We start from the raw sequence: 20,251 nt of genomic DNA on the forward strand, positions 1-20,251 counted from the left end.
CGGCGTCAGTCTGCCCCTTCGCTCCCGGCCTGGCCCAGCAGGTCCCGCAGCAGCTTCTCGTCGTGCGCGTCGAGGCCGGTGACGAAGCTGGCGAGGACGGCTTCGCGGTCGCGCTCGCCGTCGAGGACCTTGCGCATCTTGCGGGCGGCGAGGCCCGCCTGGTCCGAGGCCGGGGTCCAGGCGAAGGAGCGGCCGGCGCGCTCGCGGGTGACGGCGTTCTTCTCCAGCAGGCGGGTGAGGATGGTGATGACGGTCGTGTAGGCGAGGTCGCCGCCGAGGCGCTCCTGGACCCAGCCCGCCGTCGCGGGTCCGTCCGCCGCGCGCAGGGCCTGGAGGACCAGCCCCTCCAGCTCGCCCTGGCCCCGCCGCCGGGTCCGGTGCTCGTATCCGGTCACCGCCTGTCTCCTCTCCGCCGCCGTACGTTTCCCTGGCCGACATCGTATAGACGGGCCCCACCCCGAGGACCCTTAGGGGAACCGGCCGAGGCCGACCCTGAGGCCCCCTGAGGTCCCCTGAGGTCCCCTAGGGAACCGGTCGCCCGTCGCTGCCCTCTACACGATCGTAGAACCACCGCCCGGCCGACAACTTCTACAGTGCTGTAGATTCGACAGCGGCCGTACGGTCCCCCAGCTCTAGGAGGAGTTCGCAGTGGGAGTTTCCCTGTCCAAGGGTGGCAATGTCTCGCTCAGCAAGGAGGCGCCGGGCCTGACCGCCGTCGTGATCGGCCTGGGCTGGGACGTGCGTACGACCACCGGCACCGACTACGACCTCGACGCCTCCGCGCTGCTGCTGAACGCGTCCGGCAAGGTCCCCTCCGACGCGCACTTCGTCTTCTACAACAACCTGACCAGCCCGGACGGTTCGGTCGAGCACACCGGCGACAACCTGACCGGTGAGGGCGAGGGCGACGACGAGTCCGTCAAGGTCAACCTGGCGGCCGTGCCCGCGGACATCGACAAGATCGTGTTCCCGGTCTCCATCCACGACGCCGAGAACCGGGGCCAGTCCTTCGGCCAGGTCCGCAACGCGTTCATCCGCGTCGTGAACCAGAACGGCGGTGCGGAGATCGCCCGTTACGACCTCTCCGAGGACGCCTCCACCGAGACGGCGATGGTCTTCGGCGAGCTGTACCGCAACGGCGCGGACTGGAAGTTCCGTGCCGTGGGCCAGGGTTACGCCTCCGGCCTCTCCGGCATCGCGGCCGACTTCGGCGTGAACGTCTGAACTCGCCTTGCCCAAAAGGGGATCGCCGTTTCGTACGGCGGTCCCCCTTCATCTCCCTGGAGTACACCGTGGCCGGCCCGCAGCGCCTCCGCCCAGAAGACCGGCCCGACTTCGAGGAGACCCTGCGGCTCGCCCTGACCGGCCTTGACCGGCGCCGCCCGGGTCTGCGTGAACAGGCCCTGGGGGACGCCGACTTGATCGTGTCGGCGGTCGGGGAACCGTACGCCGCGTACGTCGCCCTGCGGCGCGGGGCCGCGCGGGAGCCGGTCGCGCAGAACACGGCGCTCGCGGCGCTGGCCGTCCTCACGCCGATGGTGTCGGCGGCGTCGGCGACGGTACTGCTGCTGGTCGGATATATAAGCCAACTCGCCGGCTCCGACGGCTCGTTGCCCGGTGCGCTGATCAGCGCCGGGTGGGTGCTCGCGGCCGTCTGCGGGATCAGTACGGTACTGGCGCTGGCGGCACTGCTGCGGACCGCGCTCGCGGAGCGGGGCGGGCCACCGTCCGTCGCGGAGGTGGAGCAGGCGCGGCTGGAGTGGAAACGGGCGTTGCTGGAGCGGGGGTTGACGCCGTATCTGGTGGAGCGGGTCGCTGAGGGCGGGTCGGGGGGCGGCTCGGGAAGCGGGTCGGAAAGCGGGTCGGGGGGCGGCTCGGGGGCCGGGTCGGGCGGCGGTTCCGACGACAACTCCGGCGATCGCTCTGGCGACAACTCCGGGCGCACGCCTACTAGTTGACCAACAGCCTTGCGGGGCGGGCGGGTTGGCGGTGCACCGGGTCTCGTGAGCGCGGTAGGGCGTGCGGGCGCAGGCGGGTTGGCGGCACCCTGGGTCTCGTGAGCGCGGGCGGGCCGGCGTACAGGCGGGGCAGGCGGGTTGGCGGTGCACCGGGTCTCGCGAGCGCGGGCGGGCGTGCGGGCGCAGGCTTGTCGGCGGCGCCTCGGGTCTCGTGAGCGCGGGCGGGAGCGGGCCAGCGTACAGGCGGCGCAGGCTTGTCGGCGGCGCCCCTGATCTCGCGAGCGCGGGCGGGAGCGGGCCGGCGTACAGGTGGGGCGGGCGGGTTGGCGGCGCCCCAGGTCTCGTGAGCGCGGGCGGGCCGGCGTACAGGTGGGGCGGGCGTGCGGGCGAGGTGACTGCTGCCCCCATAACAGCTGCCACCCCCGCTGCCCAGCTCAACCAACCTTCAGCGCAGGCCTGTTCAGCAACTGGCCCGTGAAGCAGGCCGATTCGGCTCAGCTAGCCCTACGAAGCAGGCCGATCCAGCTCAACTAGCCCACTACGCAGGCCTGTTCAGCCGTAGATCACCGTGCGCGGAACGACCGTCCCCTCGGCGCCCTGCTTGCGCACCTTCAGCCGGTAGCTCTGCGTCAGCGTCTCCCCGGGCGCGAGCGTCCGCTGGGCCGTGACGAGGTCGGTGAACAGGGTCCCGGTCTGGGTGCCCGGCGTGACCTGCTCCCAACAGCCGTCCACCGCACGGCGCTCCAGCTTTATGTCCGCCGGGGCGAGGAAGGGACCCGCGTCCGGGGAGGACACGAGGAGCTGCGGGGCGACGAGTTGGGGCGCCGCCGTGGTGTTGGTGTACGTGACGGTGTACGTGTGGTACTTCGCGTCGGACGGCAGCGCCGTCGCCGCCTGCTCGGCGAAGTCCACGGGGATCGGGGTCGCGGCCGCGGCGATCGTCGAGGCGGAGTGGGCCGGGGCCGCGAGCGCGGGAGCGGCGGTGGCCAGGCCCAGCGCGGCGGCGGCGAGAAGGGTCAGGGACGCGAGCCTGACGGGTGCGCGGTACGACAAGACGTTCTTCAAGGCGTTTCCGGTCTCTCGGTTGGTCAGTCCTACGCGTCCGAGTATCCCTGAGGGCCGCCTGGCATTTGCCTTTGGGATGCCCAAGAACATTCTTTTCACATTCATGGACATCGATCATGTACGTAAACATTGACGCGTCCACACCACAAGCCTACCGTCCCGGAAAAGCGCTTGCTATCGCCCGGATCACCTCTCCCCAGGGGGATCCGACTGCTCAGCACGTTCATGTACGTACACATCAGTCATGTACCAGAACGGAGCCGCACGATGCACCTGCGATCAGCGACATCCTTCCTCGCCTCCGCCGGACTGCTGGCCGGGGCGCTGACGGCGTTCACCTTCAGCGGGACCGCCCAGGCCGCCGACGCGATCTACGTCTCCCCCGCCGGCACCGACGGCGCGGCCGGCACCCAGTCCGCGCCGACCACCCTCACCTCGGCGATCAGCCGCGTCACGGCGGGCGGGACGATCTATCTGCGCGGCGGGACGTACAGCTACTCCGCCACCGTCACCATCCCCGCGACCAGCAACGGCACCGCGTCCGCGCCCACCGTCCTCTCCGCCTACCCCGGCGAGACTCCCGTCCTCAACTTCTCGGCGCAGAGCGAGAGTTCGGCGAACCGGGGGCTGCAACTCTTCGGCTCGTACTGGAAGTTGTACGGGCTGACCGTCGAGCGCGCCGGGGACAACGGGATCTACGTCGGCGGCAGCCACAACGTCATCGACCACGCCGTCACCCGCTACAACCGAGACACCGGGCTCCAGTTGGGCCGGATCTCCTCCACCACGCCCAGCAGTCAGTGGCCCGCCGACAATCTCGTCGTCAGCTCCGAGTCGCACGACAACCGGGACGCCGACGGGGAGGACGCGGACGGGTTCGCGGCCAAGCTGACCACCGGGGCCGGCAATGTCTTCCGCTACGACGTCTCGCACAACAACATCGACGACGGCTGGGATCTCTACACCAAGGACGACACCGGTCCCATCGGTCCCGTCACCATCGAGTACTCCCTGTCGTACAACAACGGCACGCTCTCCGACGGCACTTCGGCGTCCAACGGGGACCGCAACGGCTTCAAGCTCGGCGGCAGCGACATCGCCGTCAACCACACCGTCCAGCACAACCTCGCGTATCGCAACGGCAAGCACGGGTTCACGTACAACAGCAATCCCGGGTCCATGGCGATCTCCAGCAATCTCAGTATCGACAACGCGACGCGTAACTACAGCTGGGATGCGGGGACTTCGGTGTTCCGGAGCAACACCTCTTGCCGGTATGCGGTAAGTGGGTCCAATGACAAGACCGTTGGGGACTCGGACAGTTCGAATCAGTTCTGGAGTGGGAGTAATGGGGGGCGGTGTGCGGCGGCTTACTCCGGGGCGTTGGGGTGGGCGTTCGGGGCGGACGGGAAGTTGGTGGTTACGTTGGGTGGGGTGACGGTGGGTTTGTAGGTGGTGTGACCGGGCCCTGTCGGGGGCGGGCCCGGTCTGCCTGTTGCCGGGGTTGTCGGAGTGGGGGTGGGGGTGGGGGTGGGGGTGGCCCGGTCTGTCGCCGGGGTCAGCTCAGGCCGAGGGCCTTCGACACCGCCCGGTACGTCGGGAGGGGGTCGTCGTCCAGGACCTGTACGGCTACGTGGTTCGCGCCCGCCTCCAAGTGGGCGCGCAGGCCTGCGGCCACCGAGTCCGGGGTGCCCTGGAGGACCAGGTCGGCGCGGAGGCGGGGGCTGCCGGGGGCGGTGAGGTCTTCGTCGTCGTAGCCCAAGTCCTTAAGGTTTGCGCGGTAGTTGGTGAGGCCCAGGTAGAAGCTGACCGTGTCGGTCACGTTCTGGTGGGACTCCGGGCTCAGGGCGACTTTCTGTTCCGGGGCCAACAGGGCGTCGGGGCCGAGGAGTTCGCGGGAGCGGCGGGTGTGCTCCGGGGGGACGAGGTAAGGGTGCGCGCCCCAGGTCCGGTCTCCCGCGAGCCGCGTGACCTTCGGTCCCAGCGCGGCCAACGCGAGCCGTTCCTTGGGGACTTCGGCCTTCTCCAGCGCGTCCAGGTAGTCAGTGAGGGCCTGGTACGGCTTCACGTACTCCTGCGTCATCTCCCGGTGGCCGGCGCCGATGCCCAGAAGGAAGCGGTCCGGGTGCCGGGCGACCAAGCGCTCGTACGCCGGGATGACCTCCGTGACGGGGTTGGACCAGATGTTGACGATGCCCGTGGCGATGATCAGGTTCTGCGTCGCGTCCAGCAGGCGTTCGATGTGCGGGAAGTCGGCGGTCTGGGCGTTGCCGAGCCAGAGGGTGCCGTAGCCGAGCTGCTCGAGTTCGACGGCGAATTCGGGGGTGGTCTCTTTGATCCACCAGGCGCCGTAGGGGGTGAGGGGGAGGGGGGTGGGTGCGGTCTGCGTCATGGTGGGGGAACGGGGGTTGGGGGGTGGGTATTCCGGTTGGGGTCGAAGTATGGGGTGGGGTGGGGGCGGCCGGGTTGTTGAGGAGCGGGCTGGGGTGGGCTGCTGGGGAGCGGGGGCGTCAGCGAGTGGGGCGGTGTGGCGGGCGGGGGTGTGGGGGAGCGGGCGGCGGCAGCGAGTGTGGCGGGCAGGGGTGTTGGGGAGCGGGCGGCGGCAGCGAGTGTGGCGGGCAGGGTGTGGGCGGCAGAGGCTCCCGACGGGGCGGAGTAGGGGCGGCGGGGGTTCCGGGCGGGGGCGGAGTATGGGTGGCGGGGGTTGAGGGGTGGACTCGGTTGCGGGGGAGCATCGCGCCGCGGGCGCGGCATGGGGGTTGGCTTGGTGGGGCTGGGGCTTGGGGGTGCCCTTTCTCGGAGGGGCGTATGAGGGGGCTTCGGCGGGGCGGATGTGTCTCGGGGAGGGCGAGGGGGTGCACGAGGAAACTCCGGCAGGGCCGGCGCGCTCCGGGAGGCGGGGAGGTGTACGGGGAACTCCGGCAGGGCGGATGCACTTCAAGAAGCGAGGAGACTCACGAGAAACCCCGGCAGGGCCGACGCACTCCAAGAAATGAGGAGGCTCACGAGAAACCCCGACGGGCGCGTGTCTTTCAGGGGCGCGAGGAGGTACATGTCCGACGGGGCTGATGTACCTCCGAGGCACGAGGACGCGCACGAGGAAACTCCGGCAAGGCACACCTACTCCAGGGGCGCACGGCTGTATCGATTTGCGGCTCCGCCGCGTTGGGGGTGCCCCCTGCTCGAAGCAGCTTGGGGAAGCGACCAGCCACAACGCAACCCGCACCCACAAACCCACCGCACCCCCTCCCCCGAACCCCCTCGGCCAAGACGCCCCCTCACCAAGACGCCCCCTCACCAAGGCACCCCCCTCCCCTCCACCACCTCCACCCGCGATACCGCCCGAGTCAGCGCCACGTACAACCTCCTCAACCCCGCACCACCCCCGGCATCCCCCTCCTCCACAATCCCCACCGGCTCGACCACCACCACGTGATCGAACTCCAACCCCTTGACCTCCCCGGCCCCCACCACACTCACCCGCTCCCCAGCCCCCGCCAACACCCCCTGATACCGCCCGACTTCAGCATCCTCCACGACCACCCCGACAGCCCCCTCCCACCTCAGCCCCCGCTCCACGGCCCGCACCACGGCGACGTCCAACCCCTCGTCCCCGGCCGCCGTCACCCACACCTCCCCGCCACCCCGCAACGACCTCCCCACCGGCACCTCCACCCCAAGCCGCCCCACCAGCCGATTGGCGACCTCCAGCACAGCCGCGGGCACCCGGAACCCCACGGACAACGGCACCACCCGCGCCCCCGGCTTCCCCAGATACCCAAGCTGCTCCTCCCAGGACCGGGCAGCCCAGGGAGTCGTCCCCTGCGCCAGATCCCCCAGCACCGTCAACGACCCGAACTCCGCCCGCCGCGCGATGGCCCGGCACTCCATGGGCGACAGATCCTGCGCCTCGTCGACGACGACATGCCCGTACCCCTGGGGACGCGCCAACAGCCCGTCGACCTCATCGAGCAGAACCAGATCCGCAGCAGACCACCGAGCAGACTTCCAGGACCGCCCCCGCCCGCCGGCACCCACCCCGCCGACCGACGCCGCCCGCTTCCCGAAACCCCCGCTCACCGACCCCGCCCGCCCCCCAGAAACCTCGCCATCCAACACCGCTTCCCCCACCGAAACCACCCGCCCGCCAGCCACCCCTCCCGCCATGGCCACCCCCTCCCCAGCAACCCCACTCGCCGACACCGCCCGCTCCCCAGCAACCCCGCCAACCACCCCACCCACCAACACCCCTAGCTCCCCCTCCGACAACACCCCCTCCGAACACCGCCCCAACTCCCCCTCAGACCCCAAGAGTTCAAACACCACCGCCTCCGCCCGCACCCTCGGCCACACCTCGTCCACGAACACCCCCACCGCCCGCTCCACCTTCCGCACCCACCCCCCGGCCACCGCCCCCGCCCGGCGCTCGGCCCGCTCCCGGATCCGGCCCGTCAGCCGCGCGCGGACCCGCTCACGGCCCGCGCCGTAGGGCAGCCGCTCGGCCAGTACGCCGTGGACGATGGCACTGACCTCGTACGACGGCACGCGCCAGCGGTAGGAGCCGTCCTGTACGACGACCTCGGGCGCGTCCTCGGCTCGTACCCGCCGGTACAGCGCCCGCCGCAGCACCTCCGCCATCCGCACGTCATGTTTGAGCGCCGCCACCGGCAACGCGTCCACGGCCCGCACCGGCCGACCCCCGATCTCCTCCCCGAGCGTCGCCTGCCGCACCCCGCTCTCCCCCAGCGCGGGCAGCACCTCGGAGATGTACTTCAGGAACACCCGGTTGGGCCCGAGGATCAGCAGGCCGGAGCGGCGCAGCCGGTCGGGGTGGGTGTAGAGGAGGTACGCCGCACGGTGCAGCCCTACGGCGGTCTTGCCCGTCCCCGGCGCCCCCTGCACGCAGACCGAGTGCCCCAACTCCGCCCGCACCAGCTCGTCCTGGTCCGGCTGGATGGTCGCCGCGATGTCCCGCATCGGACCCACCCTCGGCCGCTCCAACTCCCCGAGCAGCAGCCGGCCCCGGCCTTCCTCTCCGAGCAACAGCCCCTCCCCCTGGCCCAGCCGCTCATCCTCCAAGCCGGTCAAGTCCGCCGACTCCCCCCGGCTGCCGGGCGCCCAGCCGAACCGTCGCCGCGTGTCCACACCTTGTGGATCGCGGACCGTCGCCTGATAAAAGGCCCGGGAGACGGGCGCCCGCCAGTCGACCACCAGCGGCGGATCCACGGGACGTTCGCTCACCCGGACCCGCCCGATGTGCAGCCCCCGCCCGTCGGCGAAGGCAAGCTTCCCGAAGAACAGCGGACCCTCCGGCAGCTCCCGCAACTCCTTGGCGCGGGTACGGAGTTGGTAGCCGAGGACTTCGGCGTCGGCGCCGGACGCGGAGACGTCCTCGCCGGCCACCACTTCCTCCTGCGCCCCTTCCACCATCGCCACGAAGGCGGCACGGCAGCGGTCGTGATGGGCGCGCTCCCGGCGCAGGGCCCCGGCCAGGTCGAGGGACACGTCACGGGACAGCTCTTCGGTCATGGATCCAGGCTAGACCCAAAACTTAACTGAGTCACATTTTTAACCAGGGATCATCATGGCGACCTCCCCTCCGGCTACGACGCCCCGCACCAACCCCCCGCTCACCCCAACCAAGGCAACCCCACCCGCAACCCCTCGAACGCCCCCTCCGCCTCCCGCACCGCATCCCCCCGCACCCCCGCGACCGCCTCCCCCCGCGACACCCGCCGCCAGTTCTCCTCCGCCAGAATCCGCCGCACGGCGACGATCTGCCCCGCGGCCAGCCGGGCCCGCAGATCCCCCCCCAGCACCTCCGCCAGCGCCGCCTCCGACCGCTCCAGATGCGCGTACAGCCGGGCCACCAGCGCCGGCGTCCCGTACAGCAGCGCGTAATACGTCCGCACCGCAGGGTGATCGTTCAGACCGGTGACCGGATCGCCCGCCTCGATCCCCGCCAGGAAGTGCCGCCGCAACGCCTCCAGCGGCGCGACCCCCTGCTCCCGGCCGGCCTCGACCACCTCCGCCGCCTCCCGCTCGTGATCGGCGATGCGGTGCAGGACGAGGTCCTCCTTCGCGGGGAAGTACCGGAACAGCGTCGGCTTGGAGATCTCCGCCGCCGCGGCCACCTCCGCGACAGAGACGGCGTCGAACCCCCGCTCCACGAACATCCGCACAGCGATGTCCGAGACCTCCCGATACATCCGCTGCTTCTTACGCTCCCGCAGCCCGCTCTCACTCATGCACAGAGCGTACGCACCCCCACTGACAACGCCCTCGGAGCAAGAGGGGGCACGAGGAAACTCCGGCGAGGCACACGTACCTAAGGGGCGTGAGGCTGTATCGATTTGCGGCTCCGCCGCGTTGGGGGTGCCCTCTGCTCGAAGAGCTTGGGGGAGCGACCAGCCACAACGCACCCGCACCCACACCCACACCCACACCCACACCCACCACACAGCACCCCCACCCCCCACCCCCTACCCCCTACCCACCCCCAACACAGCCAACGCCGCCCCCAAAGTCCCCTCATACTCCCCCACAGCCCGCCGCACATTAGGCGCATCCAACACCTCCCCACTCACCAACCGGTCAAGGTCGATATAAGCGGACCGCACCACCTCCACCCACCGGTAAACGAACCAGTCCGCCTGCCACCCCCACACCCGCTCGGCCCCCAACACCCGCTCCCACCGCCGAAACATCCGCTCCCGGATCACCTGCGGAGTAGGAGTCAGATGCATATGACGGACGAGGTCGTACAACGGATCCCCCACCAACGCCATCTCCCAGTCGATCAGCGTGAACTCCGCAGCGTCGGACCGCCGGACAAGGTTCCAGGGGTTCAAGTCCCCATGCAGCAACCCCGGTTCCCGCCGATGCACCCGATACCGCCCCAGCAACTGCTCCAGCCGCCCGGCACCGGGCAACCCCAACTCCCTTGCCCGCGCGGCGGATTGCTCCGGAAGCCCCGCCACCAGGCCGACGAGATCAGACTTGAGCCCGGCGAAGAAGTCCCGCTCCCCGGCCCCGGAATCAAGCCCCCGCCAGTCCACCCGCGTCAGCTCCGCCAGCTGATCCACCAACGCATCGGCCTCGTGCGGCAGCAGCCCGTTCACGGGATGCGCCGGCGCCCCCACCGGCACAGGACCGACGTACGTCTGGATCGCGAACCGCTCCTCCCGGTACCCGCTCCCCAGCGCCAGCACCTCCGGCACCCGCACCCCCACCCCCGCCCCGGCGATCGCCCGCAGCACCGCGTGCTCGTACAGCGGACGGGCCTCCCGCCGGTGCACATCGGGGAGTTCACGGCGTACGACGACCGGACGGCCCCCGACCGACACGACCGTGTTCAGATGAGCCGTCCCCTTGAAGATCTGGGACGACTCAGCGGCCCCCTCCGCCAGCAGCGCCTCGCGGACGGACGACAGGCCGAACTCCCGTGTCAGCGGCACCAGATCCTCGTCCAGCCGCAGATCGACCCCCGCGACCAGGCGGTCCCGGCCCCCTACGACCCCCGCCTGCCGCGCCCGCAGCCAGCGGAACAGCGCCCCCTTGATCTCCTGCCGCCCCGGCACACCCCCCATCCCCAACGGCTGCGCCGCTAGGGCCAGCGCCCGCTCGACCTCGTCCGTCGCCTCGTGCAACTCCCCTTGCGAGAACGACACTTCCAGCCCCCGCGCCGCCCCCATGACCTCCGGATACAGCCCCAACGCCCGCTCGAAGTCGACGTAATGCCGCAGATCGGCCGCACATCCCCGCACCGCCGCAGGCCGCCGCCCCCGCATCGCCCGCTCCCACGCCCCGCGCACCTCCTCCCACTGGTCCGCCGGGTACCGCATCCGCACGAGATGCGCCGCGAGGTCGTACAGCGGATCCCCGTACGTCGCCGCGTCCCACCCCGCGCACGCCAACTGGTCTCCGCCCACCAGGACGTTGTCCCGCCGCAGGTCCCCGTGGAGCAGGCTGAACGGGCGGCGGGACATCGGCGGGACGCGGTCGGCGAGCGACAGGAGGGCGTTCTCCGGTACCCCGAGCGCCTTGAACAGGCCGCCGAACACAGGCCAGTTGGGGTGGACCAGCTGCCGGTGCGCCTCCCCCGCGAGCGTCCGCAGGAAGCCCCGGCTGTCGGTGTGGTCGGCCGGCCAGGACTCTGGCAGACCGGGCAGCGCCGCCCGCCGAACCCGCGTCAACTCAGCGAGCAGCGAGGCCAGTTCACCGATCAGCCGGCTGTCGACCGGCTTCCCTTCCCCGCACTCCCGCGCCAGCGGAACACCCCCGGCGCCCACCTCCACGAACGGCCGCACGGCGTCCCGCACCGCCCCCGCGTCCCGCCACGTCCTGACGCCGGCGACACCCAAAGAAGCGACGCCCAAAGGAGATTCGGCCAACGGTGACTCCGGTCGTACTCGCGCGGGAAAGACTGGACAGCACCCGAAACTGGACAGCCCCGAAACTGGACAGCACCCGGAAAGTGGCGCTGCGCTGTTGAACGGCCCGGCGGCGGTGGAGTTCGGCCTTGGTGTGGTCGGCCACTCTGCCGTGTCAGGCCGTTCGACCCGGACGGTACGCCTTCCCAAACACACTGACGGATGAGGTTGCCCTCCGCAGTGTGCGCATGCTAACGCGGACTCAACGCGCGGCCCGCACCGCCGCCAGCACCGGCTCCAGGCTGGATACGACGGTCTCGGCGCCCTCCTCGCGCAGCAGGCCCTCCTTCTCCTCGCTGCGCGCGTAGCCGAGGAAGGCGACGCCGGCGCGGCGGGCGGCCTCCAGGTCGGTCGGGGTGTCGCCGATCATCAGGGCGTCGTCGGGGGCGCAGCCCATCGCGTCCAACGCCCGGTCCAGGATGTGCGGGTGGGGCTTGAGGAGGCGCAAGTCGGTGCTGCGGCCGTAGACATGAGGAGTGAAGCAGTCGGCCAGGCCTCTGCCCTCCAGGTACGAAGTCACCACGCGCGGGGCGTTGTTGGTGGTCACCGCCATGCGGGTGCCGACCGCCGACCAGGTGCGGATCAGGATGTCCGCGTACGGGGTCGGCCAGGCGGTCGCGGTCGCCTTCAGCTCCTCCTCGGTGAGCCAGTCCTCCAGCTCGGTCACGAGGTCGCTGCCGGGGTGGCGGCCGGCTATCGCGCGGAGGGTCGCGTTCGGGTCCTGGGACGCGCGTTCGCCTGCGGTGAGCAGGTCGTGCAGGCCGAGGCCGTCCAGCCGCTCCAGCATCCGTACGGCCACCTGCTCCGCCGGGTGGCCCGCGAACAGGCGGCAGACCGGGCCGTCGAAGTCCCACAGGACCACGTGGGTGCGGCCGGTCAACTTGCCCAGTTCGTCGGCGACTTGACTGCTGTCGAAGGGCATCCGTTCAGTCTGCGTCGTAGATGAGGTCACTAAGAGAGTGTCAGGTCAGTCGTGATCGTTTCCCAGAGGGCGTCGAACCACTTCTGTGACTCCTCGACGAAGCTGGCGTCGCGTTCCCCGCTGCGCTTCTCGAAGGAGAAGAGGAGGGATTCGGTGCCCATCACGTCGTACATGTCGAGCGAGCCGGTGTCGGTGGGCTCCTCGCGGCGGGAGACCGTGTAGTACGCCATCAGCGCCTCCTCTCCGTTGAGGAGGTACAGCTTCACCGGCGGGGTGAACGGCAGGGCGCGGAAGGTGACTTGGACGTCTATGCCCTGGGAGCGCAGGGCGTTGAGGTTGTAACTGAGGACCTGGCCCTGGGCGTTGCGCATCGCGAGCCAGCGCTGGTGGACCGGGTCGGTGTCCTCCGCCTCGTCCACCTCCACCTGCACGGGGAACGCCAGGGGTATGTCCCGCGACGGCAACAGCAGGCGTACGTCGATGCGTTCGGGGCGCAGGTCGCCGCCGTGGATGAGGCGCAACGGTTCGCCCAGGGCCGGGATCAGGCTCTCGGCGGTGAGGCAGGCGGCGTCGATGCGGACGTGGGCCGCCTGGAAGGCCTCGGTCAGTCTGGGGGCCAGGGCGACCATCGTCGGCTGCGGGCCCTCCCGGTCCGGCGCGGGGGCGTCGGCGATGCGCGGGGGGCTGCCCTTGCTGACGTTGGTGAGGAGGCCGTCCTCCTGGAGCGACCTCAACGCCTGGCGTACGGCGCCGCGTTCGACCCCGAACTCGTCGGCCAGCTCGGCCTGGGTGGGCAGCCGGTCGCCCGCCTTCAGGTCGCCGGAGCGGATGCGCTCGCGGAGGGCGTCCGCGATCTCCTGAGGCGTGAGCCTCCTGCTGCCGTTCACTGCCACGGTCTCCTGGGTCGTCACGACCGAACGCTACAACTGAGGTCAACCCTAAGGGAGTTGGTTGCCAACTTTTCAGAGTTGGCCCTCGGACAGTGGCTGACAAGCCCAACCCGCTCAGTCCATCAACCGCAGATCCGAACTGATCGTCCCCCACAGCGCGTCGAACCACCGCTGCGACTGCTCGACGAACGTCGCGTCCCGCGCCCCCGCCCCCTGCCCGAACCCGAACAGCATCGACTGCGTCCCCTCGGCGTCGTAGGTCTCCAACTTCTCGCCGTCGACGATCAGTTCGCGTCTCTTCAGGGTGTAGTAGGCGAACAGGGCCTCGGTGCCGTTCAGCAGGTACAGCTTGACCGGCGGGGTGAACGGCAGGGCGCGGAACTCGACTTGGACGTCGATGCCGTGGGTCTGGCGCAGGGCGAGGAGGTTGTGGCGCAGCACCTGGCCCTGGGCGTTGCGCTGGACGAGCCAGCGGCGGTGCAGGGGTTCGGACGGGAACGTCTGGTCCAGCGGCGCCGGGAAGGCGAGGGCGATGTTGCGGGACGGGAGCAGGACCCGCACGGTGACCTTGGCCGGTTTCAGCCGCCCGGCGTGGATGTGCCGGAGGGGTTCGCCCATGGCAAGTGTGAGCGACACCGAGGTCAGGCAGAGGGCGTCGATCACGACGTGCGGGGCGCCGAACGCGTGCGCGATCCTCGGCGCGAGACCGACCGTCGTGGGCAGCGGCGGCGGCACGGGACCGCTGGCGCGGCGGACAACTTCCAGGTCAGGGGCGACAGTTGCGGGTGAGCCCTTGGTGAGGTCGATGATCAGCCGCTCGGCCTGGAGGATGCGCAGGGCCTGGCGTACGGCCCCGCGCTCGACTCCGAACTCGTCGGCCAGCCGGGCCTGGGTGGGCATGCGTTCGCCGGGCCGCAGCACTCCGGACCTGATCCGGGTGCGCAGTTCGTCGGCCACTTCGCGATGTGACTTCTGTGGCCGTTGTGGCCTTTTCCGTCCATTGACGGAGGCGGGTTCCGGCTCCACGGCAAAACCCTACAACTTCCCGCCATCTTTGGGCAGTTCGCAGAGAGATGGTTATGGGTCCCGTCCAAGGGAACCTAAGTAGAGTGAAGTTGGCAGCCAACTTCACGGGACATGGTCAACATGGTCGGACTTCCCGTCGGTTGGTCGGGTTCCCTTCCGGAGGGGAGCCGGGAGCCCGGACCGACAGCACAGCCACAACCGCATACGAGGTCACACGGCACAGCCACAACTCAACAGCGCCAGCACAGCCACAACTTCATATCGTCTCCATCCAGCAGGACCAGCTACGGAAGACCGAGAAGAACAACGACCAGTGGACCGGAAAGGAGCCCCACAGCAGGTCACGGTTCAGAACATGTCCGGGCACCATGGGCGCCCGGACGCTCCCAGCAGGGCGCCGGCCGTCCGGACGGCCCCTGTCCGCTCTTCCCGCACCCGGCCCAGCGCCGCCAGCCGCGCCGCCGATTCGTCGCCGAGCCACAGCGACGCGAGATCGGAGATGTCCAGCGCGAGGTCGGCGCTCCGGGTGCTCCGGACACACCTCGACCCCTCGGGCCCGGCCGTCAGCTCGAACCTTCCCCCGGCCAGGCCGAGTCGGTCGTGGACCTCCAGGACGAGCGCGCCCTCTCCGTCGTAGGACCGGGATTCCAGGGCCTTCGGCACGTCCAGCAGCCTTACCCACAGCCAGTCGGAGAGCTGGGTGACGCGGGCGGCGCGCGGGTCGGGCAGGAGGCGGGGGAGCAGGTCGTCGGGGGCCCGGCCGCCCGACTTGACCTTCGTCACCCAGTCGATCGAGCACAGGTAGTGCCACAGCGCGCGCTGCGCCGCCGGGGTCGTCGCCGTCAACTCCCGTACGGTCGCGGTGTTCTGGGCCTGGCCGCCGCCGCTCCAGCTCTCCTCGATGTCGTAGCGCACCAGCCCTTCGGCCTCGCCCGAGGGGGCGCGGTAGACGGCGCACTGGGGTTCGGTCCACGGGCCCGCGTTCGTGCGCAGGACTCCGGTGACGATGTCCCAGTGCGCCGGCCTCCTGTCGATCGCCCCCGGTTGCGCCCGGCGGAAGCGCGCGTGCAGCTCCGGGCCCGTCTCGCGGACCCCGGCGCCGGTGATCAGCTCGATACTGCCGCCGCACTCCGGGGCGAACCAGCGGGGGTCGATACCCGTACGCGTCGCGTCAACTTCCCACTCCACGCTGGACGTTGCCGGGCCGAAGCCGTAGCGGCCGTAGATGCGGTACTCCGCCGCGATCAGGGTCGAGACGGTGTCGCCGCGTTCCTTCGCCGCCGTCAGGTCCATGCCGATGAACTTCGTCAGCAGGCCGCGCCGGCGGTGCGTCGGGAGCACGGCCACGTTGCAGATCGCGTTCGCGGTGACGGCCCCGCCGCCGACGGCCGTCAGCTCCTGCGGGAAGGAACGGTACGTCGCGACGACCCGGTCACCCTCGAAGGCGCCATAGCCCCGGGTGCCGGCGTGCAGCACCTCGCACGCGGCGATCTGCTCGGCGCTGGGCTCGGGCGACCGCAGAAACCCGGTGTTACTGGCCCGCAGCCAGGGGCGGAGGTCGTCATCGGTGGTCGGACGCACGTCGATATCGGTCATACGGCCACGCTAGGCGGTCGGACCGGAAGGGGGGAAAGGGATTTCCCCGACGAGGTCAGAGCAACAGATCATCGACCTGCGCCTCCCCCTCCCGATACCGCCGCGTGATCTCCCCCCCACACTCGTCCGCCACCCTCTGCAACCCCTGCCGCCGCCGCGACACCTCCTGCTCGTAGCGCGCCAGCCTCCCCATCCCCTCGCTCAGCTCCTGATCCGTACGCGCCGACAGGTCGGACAGTTCGACCTCCGCGAGCATGTCGGCGGCGAGCCGGCGGTACTCCTCGCCCTGCGGGGTGGAGAGGGTGACGTGGCGGGCGGAGGAGCGGTGGCGGGCCGGGGCGTCGGCGAGGATCTCCGACAGCCGCTCGACGACCCCGCCCACCACCGCCGCCCCCCGCCGCGCCAGCTCCGCGTCCAGGATGTCGATACGGCCCTGGAGCAGCCGCCGTACGTAGCTCAGATCCGCCTCGTCACGCAGCGCGCGCTGACGGAGTTCGCGGAGCTGGGGGAGGGTGAGGCGGGCGGGGTCGTACGCGTCGGGCGCACGGGGACTCGTACCCATGGCACCGCCGGACTCCAGGCCGGACCCCGCACCCGGCAGCACGCCGCCCCCCGCACCGGACCCCGCACCGGGCAGCGCACCCCCGACACCAGACCCCACGCCGGGCAGCGCACCCCCGACACCACCCCCCACTCCACCTCCCACTCCAGACCCCACGCCCCCCAAGGCGGGCCGCACGTCCCCCGTGTCGGGCCCCGCACCGGGCGTCGCGCCCCCCGGCGCTCCCCCGGTCATGCCCGTGTCCGTACTCGGTGTGCTCATCCGCCTCTACCGTCCCCTCGACCGGCGTGTGTGAGCATCGTGCCACCCCAAGTGGCCGCTATGTGACCGAGTGCCCCCGAACGGCCCCAGATGGGGGCTTTCGGCTGCGTGCGGGGCGGCGGGCATGATGGACGGTATGCGAGCTGTGGTGCAGAGAGTGGACGGCGCGAGTGTGGTCGTCGAGGGTGAGACGGTCGGCGCGATCGAGGGCGAGGGGCTGTGCGTGCTCGTCGGCGTCACGCACGAGGACACGAAGGAGAAGGCGGCCCAACTGGCCAGGAAACTATGGTCGATTCGGATGCTGGCGGAGGAGAGGTCGTGCAGTGACATCGACGCCCCGCTGCTGGTGATCAGCCAGTTCACGCTCTACGGGGACGCCCGCAAGGGCCGCCGCCCGACGTGGAACGCGGCGGCGCCGGGGGCCGTCGCGGAGCCGTTGGTGGAGGCGGTCGTGGCCGAACTCCGGTCGCTGGGCGCGACGGTGGCGACGGGCCGGTTCGGCGCGCAGATGCGCGTCTCGCTGACGAACGACGGCCCGTTCACCGTACTGATCGAAATCTAGGGAACCGCTCTAGGGTTCTACGACGACTTCCTGCGCCGCCGCCGTCGCGGTCGTGTCGACGATGAGCGGGGCGTCGACGGGGACGTTCCGCTTCACCAACGCCAGTGCGACGGGCCCGAGTTCGTGATGCCGGGCGGAGGTGGTGACGAACCCGATCTTGCGCCCGTCGGCACCTTCGGAGGCGAGCCGGATCTCGGCGCCGTGCCCAGGCAGCACCACCTCACTCCCATCGAGGTGAAGGAAGACGAGCCGCCGAGGCGGCTTGCCCAGGTTCTGCACCCGGGCAACGGTCTCCTGCCCCCGATAACACCCCTTCTGAAGGTGAACTGCCTTGCCGATCCAGCCCAGTTCGTGCGGGATGGTCCGGTGATCGGTCTCGAACCCGAGCCGGGGCCGGTGCTGCTCGACACGCAACGCCTCATAGGCGAGCAGCCCGACGGCGGGCCCGGCGTCGGCTGCGAACGCCTCCAACTCCCGCCGCTCCAGGAAGAGATCGCGTCCGTGGGAGGTCTCGCGTACGACGGCCCCGGCCGGGGCGGGGGCGATGGAGCCGGCGGGGAGGTGGACGACGGCGATGTCGGAGGTCCGGTCGGCGATGTCGACCCGGTAGAAGAACTTCATCGACTCCAGGTAGGCCAACAGGGCTTCCTGGGTGCCGGGTTCGACGTGCGCCCAGACGGTCGTACCGTCGTCGACGAGGTACAGCGCGTGTTCGATGTGCCCGTGCGCGGAGAGGATCAGGGCCTCGGTCGCCTGGCCGGCGGGGAGGTCACTGACATGCTGGGTGAGCAGCAGATGCAGCCAGCTGAGCCGGTCGTCGCCGGTGACGGTGAGCACACCGCGGTGCGACAGATCGACGAACCCGTTCCCCTCGGCGAGGGTCCGCTGTTCGCGGAACAGATCCCCGTAGTGGGCGGCCACACCTTCGTCCACGCCCTCGGCGGACACCGCGCCGGGGAGGGACAGCAAGGGACTCTTCATACGGTCAACCCTACGACGTGGTAGTTGAAGCCTTCAGCTTCAGGAGGTGCCCTTCCGCTGGGCGGAACAGTCGGCGCATCTGCCGAAGATCGCGAAATGCTTCATATCGGTCTCGAAGCCGAACCGCTCCATGAGGGCGTCGGTGAAGACGCTCGCGACGGCGACGTCGGCCTCGATGACGCTGTCGCAGTCGCGGCAGACGAGGTGGAGGTGATGATGCCGGTCGGCGAGGTGATAGGTGGGCGCGCCGTGCCCGAGGTGCGCGTGGCTGACGAGCCCAAGCTCTTCCAAGAGCTCCAGCGTCCGGTAGACGGTGGAAATATTGACCCCCGACGCGGTCTTCCGCACTTCGACGAGGATGTCGTCGGGGGTCGCGTGCTCCAGCGTGTCAACGGCTTCCAGCACCAGCTGCCGCTGCGGCGTCAGCCGGTACCCACGCTGCCTGAGGTCGCTCTTCCAGTCGGTGCTCACCACAGGGCCCAGTGTAGGGCGGGTGGCGGGGATCGAGGGCTGGCAAAGAGTCCCTGTCAGGCGTGCGAAATTCTCACACCAAACGGCCTCAGCAGCCCGCTCAGGTGTTGCCACAGCACCGTTTGCGAGATTTACTTGCAGGTAATTGGAATAGTGCGCCGCAAAGACACGAGACGGCCGGAGGTGCATGACCATGCTGCTCAGCTTCCGTGTGGCGAACCACCGCTCGATCCGCCAGGAGCAGCAGCTCAACCTCCACCCGGTCTATGAGGACGACCGTCCCAGGGACACCGAGTGGGAGGCCGTCCCCGTGGCCGGCGTCTTCGGGGCCAACGCCTCGGGCAAGTCGAACCTGCTGGACGCCCTTCAGTACATGGCGCGCATGGTGGTGTCCTCGCATCAGGACGCCGAGCCGGACGGAGGGGTCCGCCGCCACCCCTTCCTCCTGGACGAGGAGGCCAAGAACGAGCCTTCCTGGTACGTCGCTGACCTGCTGCTGGACGGAGTCCGCCACACCTATGGCTTCGCCGTGGACGATGAGCGGGTCATCGAGGAGTGGCTGGACAGCTACCCCAAGGGCAAGAAACGCCAGCTCTTCTCCCGCGAAGGCAACGACTACCAGGCCGGCTCCTCCCAGGACACCAAGGAGCTGGGGCTCGTAGAGAGCATCACCGAGCCCAACGTACTGTTCCTGTCCCTCGCCGCCCGCTCCCGGCAGCAGGATTTCCGGCCGGTGTACGACTGGTTCAGGCAGCGGTTCCAGTTCCGCCAGCCCGGTCATCGGTCGGCTGCGTCGATAACTCTGCACATGCTGGAGCAGTCCGACCAGTCTCCAGAGATCATGGATCTCCTGCGGGCGGCCGACCTGGGGATCGAGAGTTTCGGCACAGAGCGGATCCAGCTGGATGAGCAGCCCTTCCAGTTCTTCGACGGTTCGCATCCGATGGTCCGCATGCAGGACAGGAGGGGAGGGGAGATGATCCGGCCGTGGGTCGGGCACCGAGGCCGTGACGGCATCGTCCGGATGGGCCTGCACGAAGAATCCGCCGGCACCAGAACTCTCCTCGAACAAGCCCCCTTCTTCCTCTCCGTACTCCGCAGCGGCGGCACCCTCGTGGTCGACGAGATCGACACCAGCCTCCACTCCCTCCTCACCGCCCGCCTCATCGCCCTCTTCCAGAACCCGGAGACCAACCCGCACGGCGCCCAGCTGATCTTCACCACCCATGACCCCAGCCTCCTGGGCCGCCGGGACGGTGAGGACATCCTCAAGCGGGACCAGATCTGGTTCACGGAGAAGAACGAGTTCGGGGAGACCTCGCTCTACTCGCTTGCCGATTTCAAACCGCGCAAGGACGAGAACCGGGAGCGCCGCTACCTGGGCGGTAGTTACGGTGGTGTCCCGTTCATCGACGAGAGCTTCACCGAGGCACTGCTGAGGAGGGGTGGGGGGACCACTGACCAGGACGCCGAAGCCGAGCGGCAGACCGGGTCCGAAGAGGCCCAGCCGTGACACCGACCTGAC

At 70.0% G+C, this 20,251-nt stretch carries 18 protein-coding genes; 5 read left to right on the forward strand and 13 right to left on the reverse strand.

All coding sequences use genetic code 11. The annotated features are described in order from the left end of the window. Window positions 1-5: 5 nt before the first annotated feature. Window positions 6-395 carry a BlaI/MecI/CopY family transcriptional regulator gene (locus ACYUD3_RS06345; RefSeq protein ID WP_470964947.1) on the reverse strand — a complete coding sequence of 130 codons (390 nt, stop codon included), beginning with the start codon at window positions 393-395 and terminating at the stop codon, window positions 6-8. A 253-nt stretch (window positions 396-648) separates the two neighbouring features. Here ACYUD3_RS06345 and ACYUD3_RS06350 point away from each other — a divergent pair, with 253 nt between their 5' ends. Then, window positions 649-1,224 carry a TerD family protein gene (locus ACYUD3_RS06350; RefSeq protein WP_470964950.1) on the forward strand — a complete coding sequence of 192 codons (576 nt, stop codon included), beginning with the start codon at window positions 649-651 and terminating at the stop codon, window positions 1,222-1,224. Between the two features lie 68 nt (window positions 1,225-1,292). Then, window positions 1,293-1,958, forward strand: coding sequence for a hypothetical protein (locus tag ACYUD3_RS06355; protein ID WP_470964953.1), 666 nt, complete (start codon window positions 1,293-1,295; stop codon window positions 1,956-1,958). Window positions 1,959-2,510: 552 nt separating this feature from the next. Here the strand turns inward: ACYUD3_RS06355 and ACYUD3_RS06360 are convergent. After that, window positions 2,511-3,023 carry a signal peptide protein gene (locus ACYUD3_RS06360; RefSeq protein WP_470964956.1) on the reverse strand — a complete coding sequence of 171 codons (513 nt, stop codon included), beginning with the start codon at window positions 3,021-3,023 and terminating at the stop codon, window positions 2,511-2,513. Window positions 3,024-3,290: 267 nt separating this feature from the next. Between ACYUD3_RS06360 and ACYUD3_RS06365 the strand changes: the two genes are divergently transcribed. Beyond that, window positions 3,291-4,475: a right-handed parallel beta-helix repeat-containing protein gene (locus ACYUD3_RS06365; RefSeq protein WP_470964959.1), complete on the forward strand. Its 1,185-nt coding sequence runs from the start codon at window positions 3,291-3,293 to the stop codon at window positions 4,473-4,475. Between the two features lie 106 nt (window positions 4,476-4,581). Here the strand turns inward: ACYUD3_RS06365 and ACYUD3_RS06370 are convergent, their stop codons facing one another. The 9 genes from ACYUD3_RS06370 to ACYUD3_RS06410 form a co-directional block, all read right to left on the reverse strand. Beyond that, window positions 4,582-5,415 carry a TIGR03620 family F420-dependent LLM class oxidoreductase gene (locus ACYUD3_RS06370; protein ID WP_470964962.1) on the reverse strand — a complete coding sequence of 278 codons (834 nt, stop codon included), beginning with the start codon at window positions 5,413-5,415 and terminating at the stop codon, window positions 4,582-4,584. Between the two features lie 902 nt (window positions 5,416-6,317). Further along, window positions 6,318-8,552 carry a HelD family protein gene (locus tag ACYUD3_RS06375; RefSeq protein ID WP_470964965.1) on the reverse strand — a complete coding sequence of 745 codons (2,235 nt, stop codon included), beginning with the start codon at window positions 8,550-8,552 and terminating at the stop codon, window positions 6,318-6,320. A 101-nt stretch (window positions 8,553-8,653) separates the two neighbouring features. Beyond that, window positions 8,654-9,271: a TetR family transcriptional regulator gene (locus ACYUD3_RS06380; protein ID WP_470964968.1), complete on the reverse strand. Its 618-nt coding sequence runs from the start codon at window positions 9,269-9,271 to the stop codon at window positions 8,654-8,656. A gap of 234 nt (window positions 9,272-9,505) precedes the next feature. Next, window positions 9,506-11,416 carry a phosphotransferase gene (locus ACYUD3_RS06385; protein WP_470964971.1) on the reverse strand — a complete coding sequence of 637 codons (1,911 nt, stop codon included), beginning with the start codon at window positions 11,414-11,416 and terminating at the stop codon, window positions 9,506-9,508. 241 nt (window positions 11,417-11,657) lie between these two features. Further along, window positions 11,658-12,377: an HAD family hydrolase gene (locus tag ACYUD3_RS06390; protein WP_470964974.1), complete on the reverse strand. Its 720-nt coding sequence runs from the start codon at window positions 12,375-12,377 to the stop codon at window positions 11,658-11,660. 29 nt (window positions 12,378-12,406) lie between these two features. Continuing rightward, window positions 12,407-13,264, reverse strand: coding sequence for a GntR family transcriptional regulator (locus ACYUD3_RS06395; protein WP_470966046.1), 858 nt, complete (start codon window positions 13,262-13,264; stop codon window positions 12,407-12,409). A 117-nt stretch (window positions 13,265-13,381) separates the two neighbouring features. Then, the gene (locus ACYUD3_RS06400; RefSeq protein ID WP_470964977.1) at window positions 13,382-14,293 is read right to left on the reverse strand and encodes a winged helix-turn-helix domain-containing protein; all 912 of its coding nucleotides are present in this window, start codon (window positions 14,291-14,293) and stop codon (window positions 13,382-13,384) included. A 348-nt stretch (window positions 14,294-14,641) separates the two neighbouring features. After that, on the reverse strand, window positions 14,642-15,889 hold the full coding sequence (locus ACYUD3_RS06405; protein ID WP_470964980.1) for a GNAT family N-acetyltransferase: 1,248 nt from the start codon (window positions 15,887-15,889) through the stop codon (window positions 14,642-14,644). 55 nt (window positions 15,890-15,944) lie between these two features. Continuing rightward, window positions 15,945-16,451 carry an RsiG family protein gene (locus ACYUD3_RS06410; RefSeq protein WP_470964983.1) on the reverse strand — a complete coding sequence of 169 codons (507 nt, stop codon included), beginning with the start codon at window positions 16,449-16,451 and terminating at the stop codon, window positions 15,945-15,947. Between the two features lie 397 nt (window positions 16,452-16,848). Between ACYUD3_RS06410 and dtd the strand changes: the two genes are divergently transcribed. Then, window positions 16,849-17,274 (forward strand): D-aminoacyl-tRNA deacylase, encoded by a 426-nt coding sequence (gene dtd, locus ACYUD3_RS06415; RefSeq protein WP_470964986.1) that lies wholly within the window; start codon window positions 16,849-16,851, stop codon window positions 17,272-17,274. Between the two features lie 9 nt (window positions 17,275-17,283). Here dtd and ygfZ read toward each other — a convergent pair whose 3' ends face one another. Then, window positions 17,284-18,255: a CAF17-like 4Fe-4S cluster assembly/insertion protein YgfZ gene (gene ygfZ, locus ACYUD3_RS06420; RefSeq protein WP_470964989.1), complete on the reverse strand. Its 972-nt coding sequence runs from the start codon at window positions 18,253-18,255 to the stop codon at window positions 17,284-17,286. A gap of 39 nt (window positions 18,256-18,294) precedes the next feature. Then, entirely contained in the window at window positions 18,295-18,729 is a 435-nt protein-coding gene (locus tag ACYUD3_RS06425; RefSeq protein WP_470964992.1) for a Fur family transcriptional regulator, read from the reverse strand. A 184-nt stretch (window positions 18,730-18,913) separates the two neighbouring features. Here ACYUD3_RS06425 and ACYUD3_RS06430 point away from each other — a divergent pair, with 184 nt between their 5' ends. Further along, complete coding sequence (locus ACYUD3_RS06430) at window positions 18,914-20,239, forward strand: AAA family ATPase (protein WP_470964994.1); 1,326 nt, start codon at window positions 18,914-18,916, stop codon at window positions 20,237-20,239. Window positions 20,240-20,251 lie beyond the last annotated feature (12 nt).

This window comes from Streptomyces sp. AMJ-169 (genome assembly GCF_055597585.1).

Excerpts from the sequence above, each read along its gene's own strand:
- ACYUD3_RS06365 (WP_470964959.1), top strand. The coding sequence starts at position 3,291 with ATGCACCTGCGATCAGCGACATCCTTCCTCGCCTCCGCCGGACTGCTG.
- ACYUD3_RS06370 (WP_470964962.1), bottom strand. The coding sequence starts at position 5,415 with ATGACGCAGACCGCACCCACCCCCCTCCCCCTCACCCCCTACGGCGCC.
- ACYUD3_RS06375 (WP_470964965.1), bottom strand. The coding sequence starts at position 8,552 with ATGACCGAAGAGCTGTCCCGTGACGTGTCCCTCGACCTGGCCGGGGCC.
- ACYUD3_RS06380 (WP_470964968.1), bottom strand. The coding sequence starts at position 9,271 with ATGAGTGAGAGCGGGCTGCGGGAGCGTAAGAAGCAGCGGATGTATCGG.
- ACYUD3_RS06390 (WP_470964974.1), bottom strand. The coding sequence starts at position 12,377 with ATGCCCTTCGACAGCAGTCAAGTCGCCGACGAACTGGGCAAGTTGACC.
- ACYUD3_RS06405 (WP_470964980.1), bottom strand. The coding sequence starts at position 15,889 with ATGACCGATATCGACGTGCGTCCGACCACCGATGACGACCTCCGCCCC.
- ACYUD3_RS06410 (WP_470964983.1), bottom strand. The coding sequence starts at position 16,451 with ATGGGTACGAGTCCCCGTGCGCCCGACGCGTACGACCCCGCCCGCCTC.
- dtd (WP_470964986.1), top strand. The coding sequence starts at position 16,849 with ATGCGAGCTGTGGTGCAGAGAGTGGACGGCGCGAGTGTGGTCGTCGAG.
- ygfZ (WP_470964989.1), bottom strand. The coding sequence starts at position 18,255 with ATGAAGAGTCCCTTGCTGTCCCTCCCCGGCGCGGTGTCCGCCGAGGGC.
- ACYUD3_RS06430 (WP_470964994.1), top strand. The coding sequence starts at position 18,914 with ATGACCATGCTGCTCAGCTTCCGTGTGGCGAACCACCGCTCGATCCGC.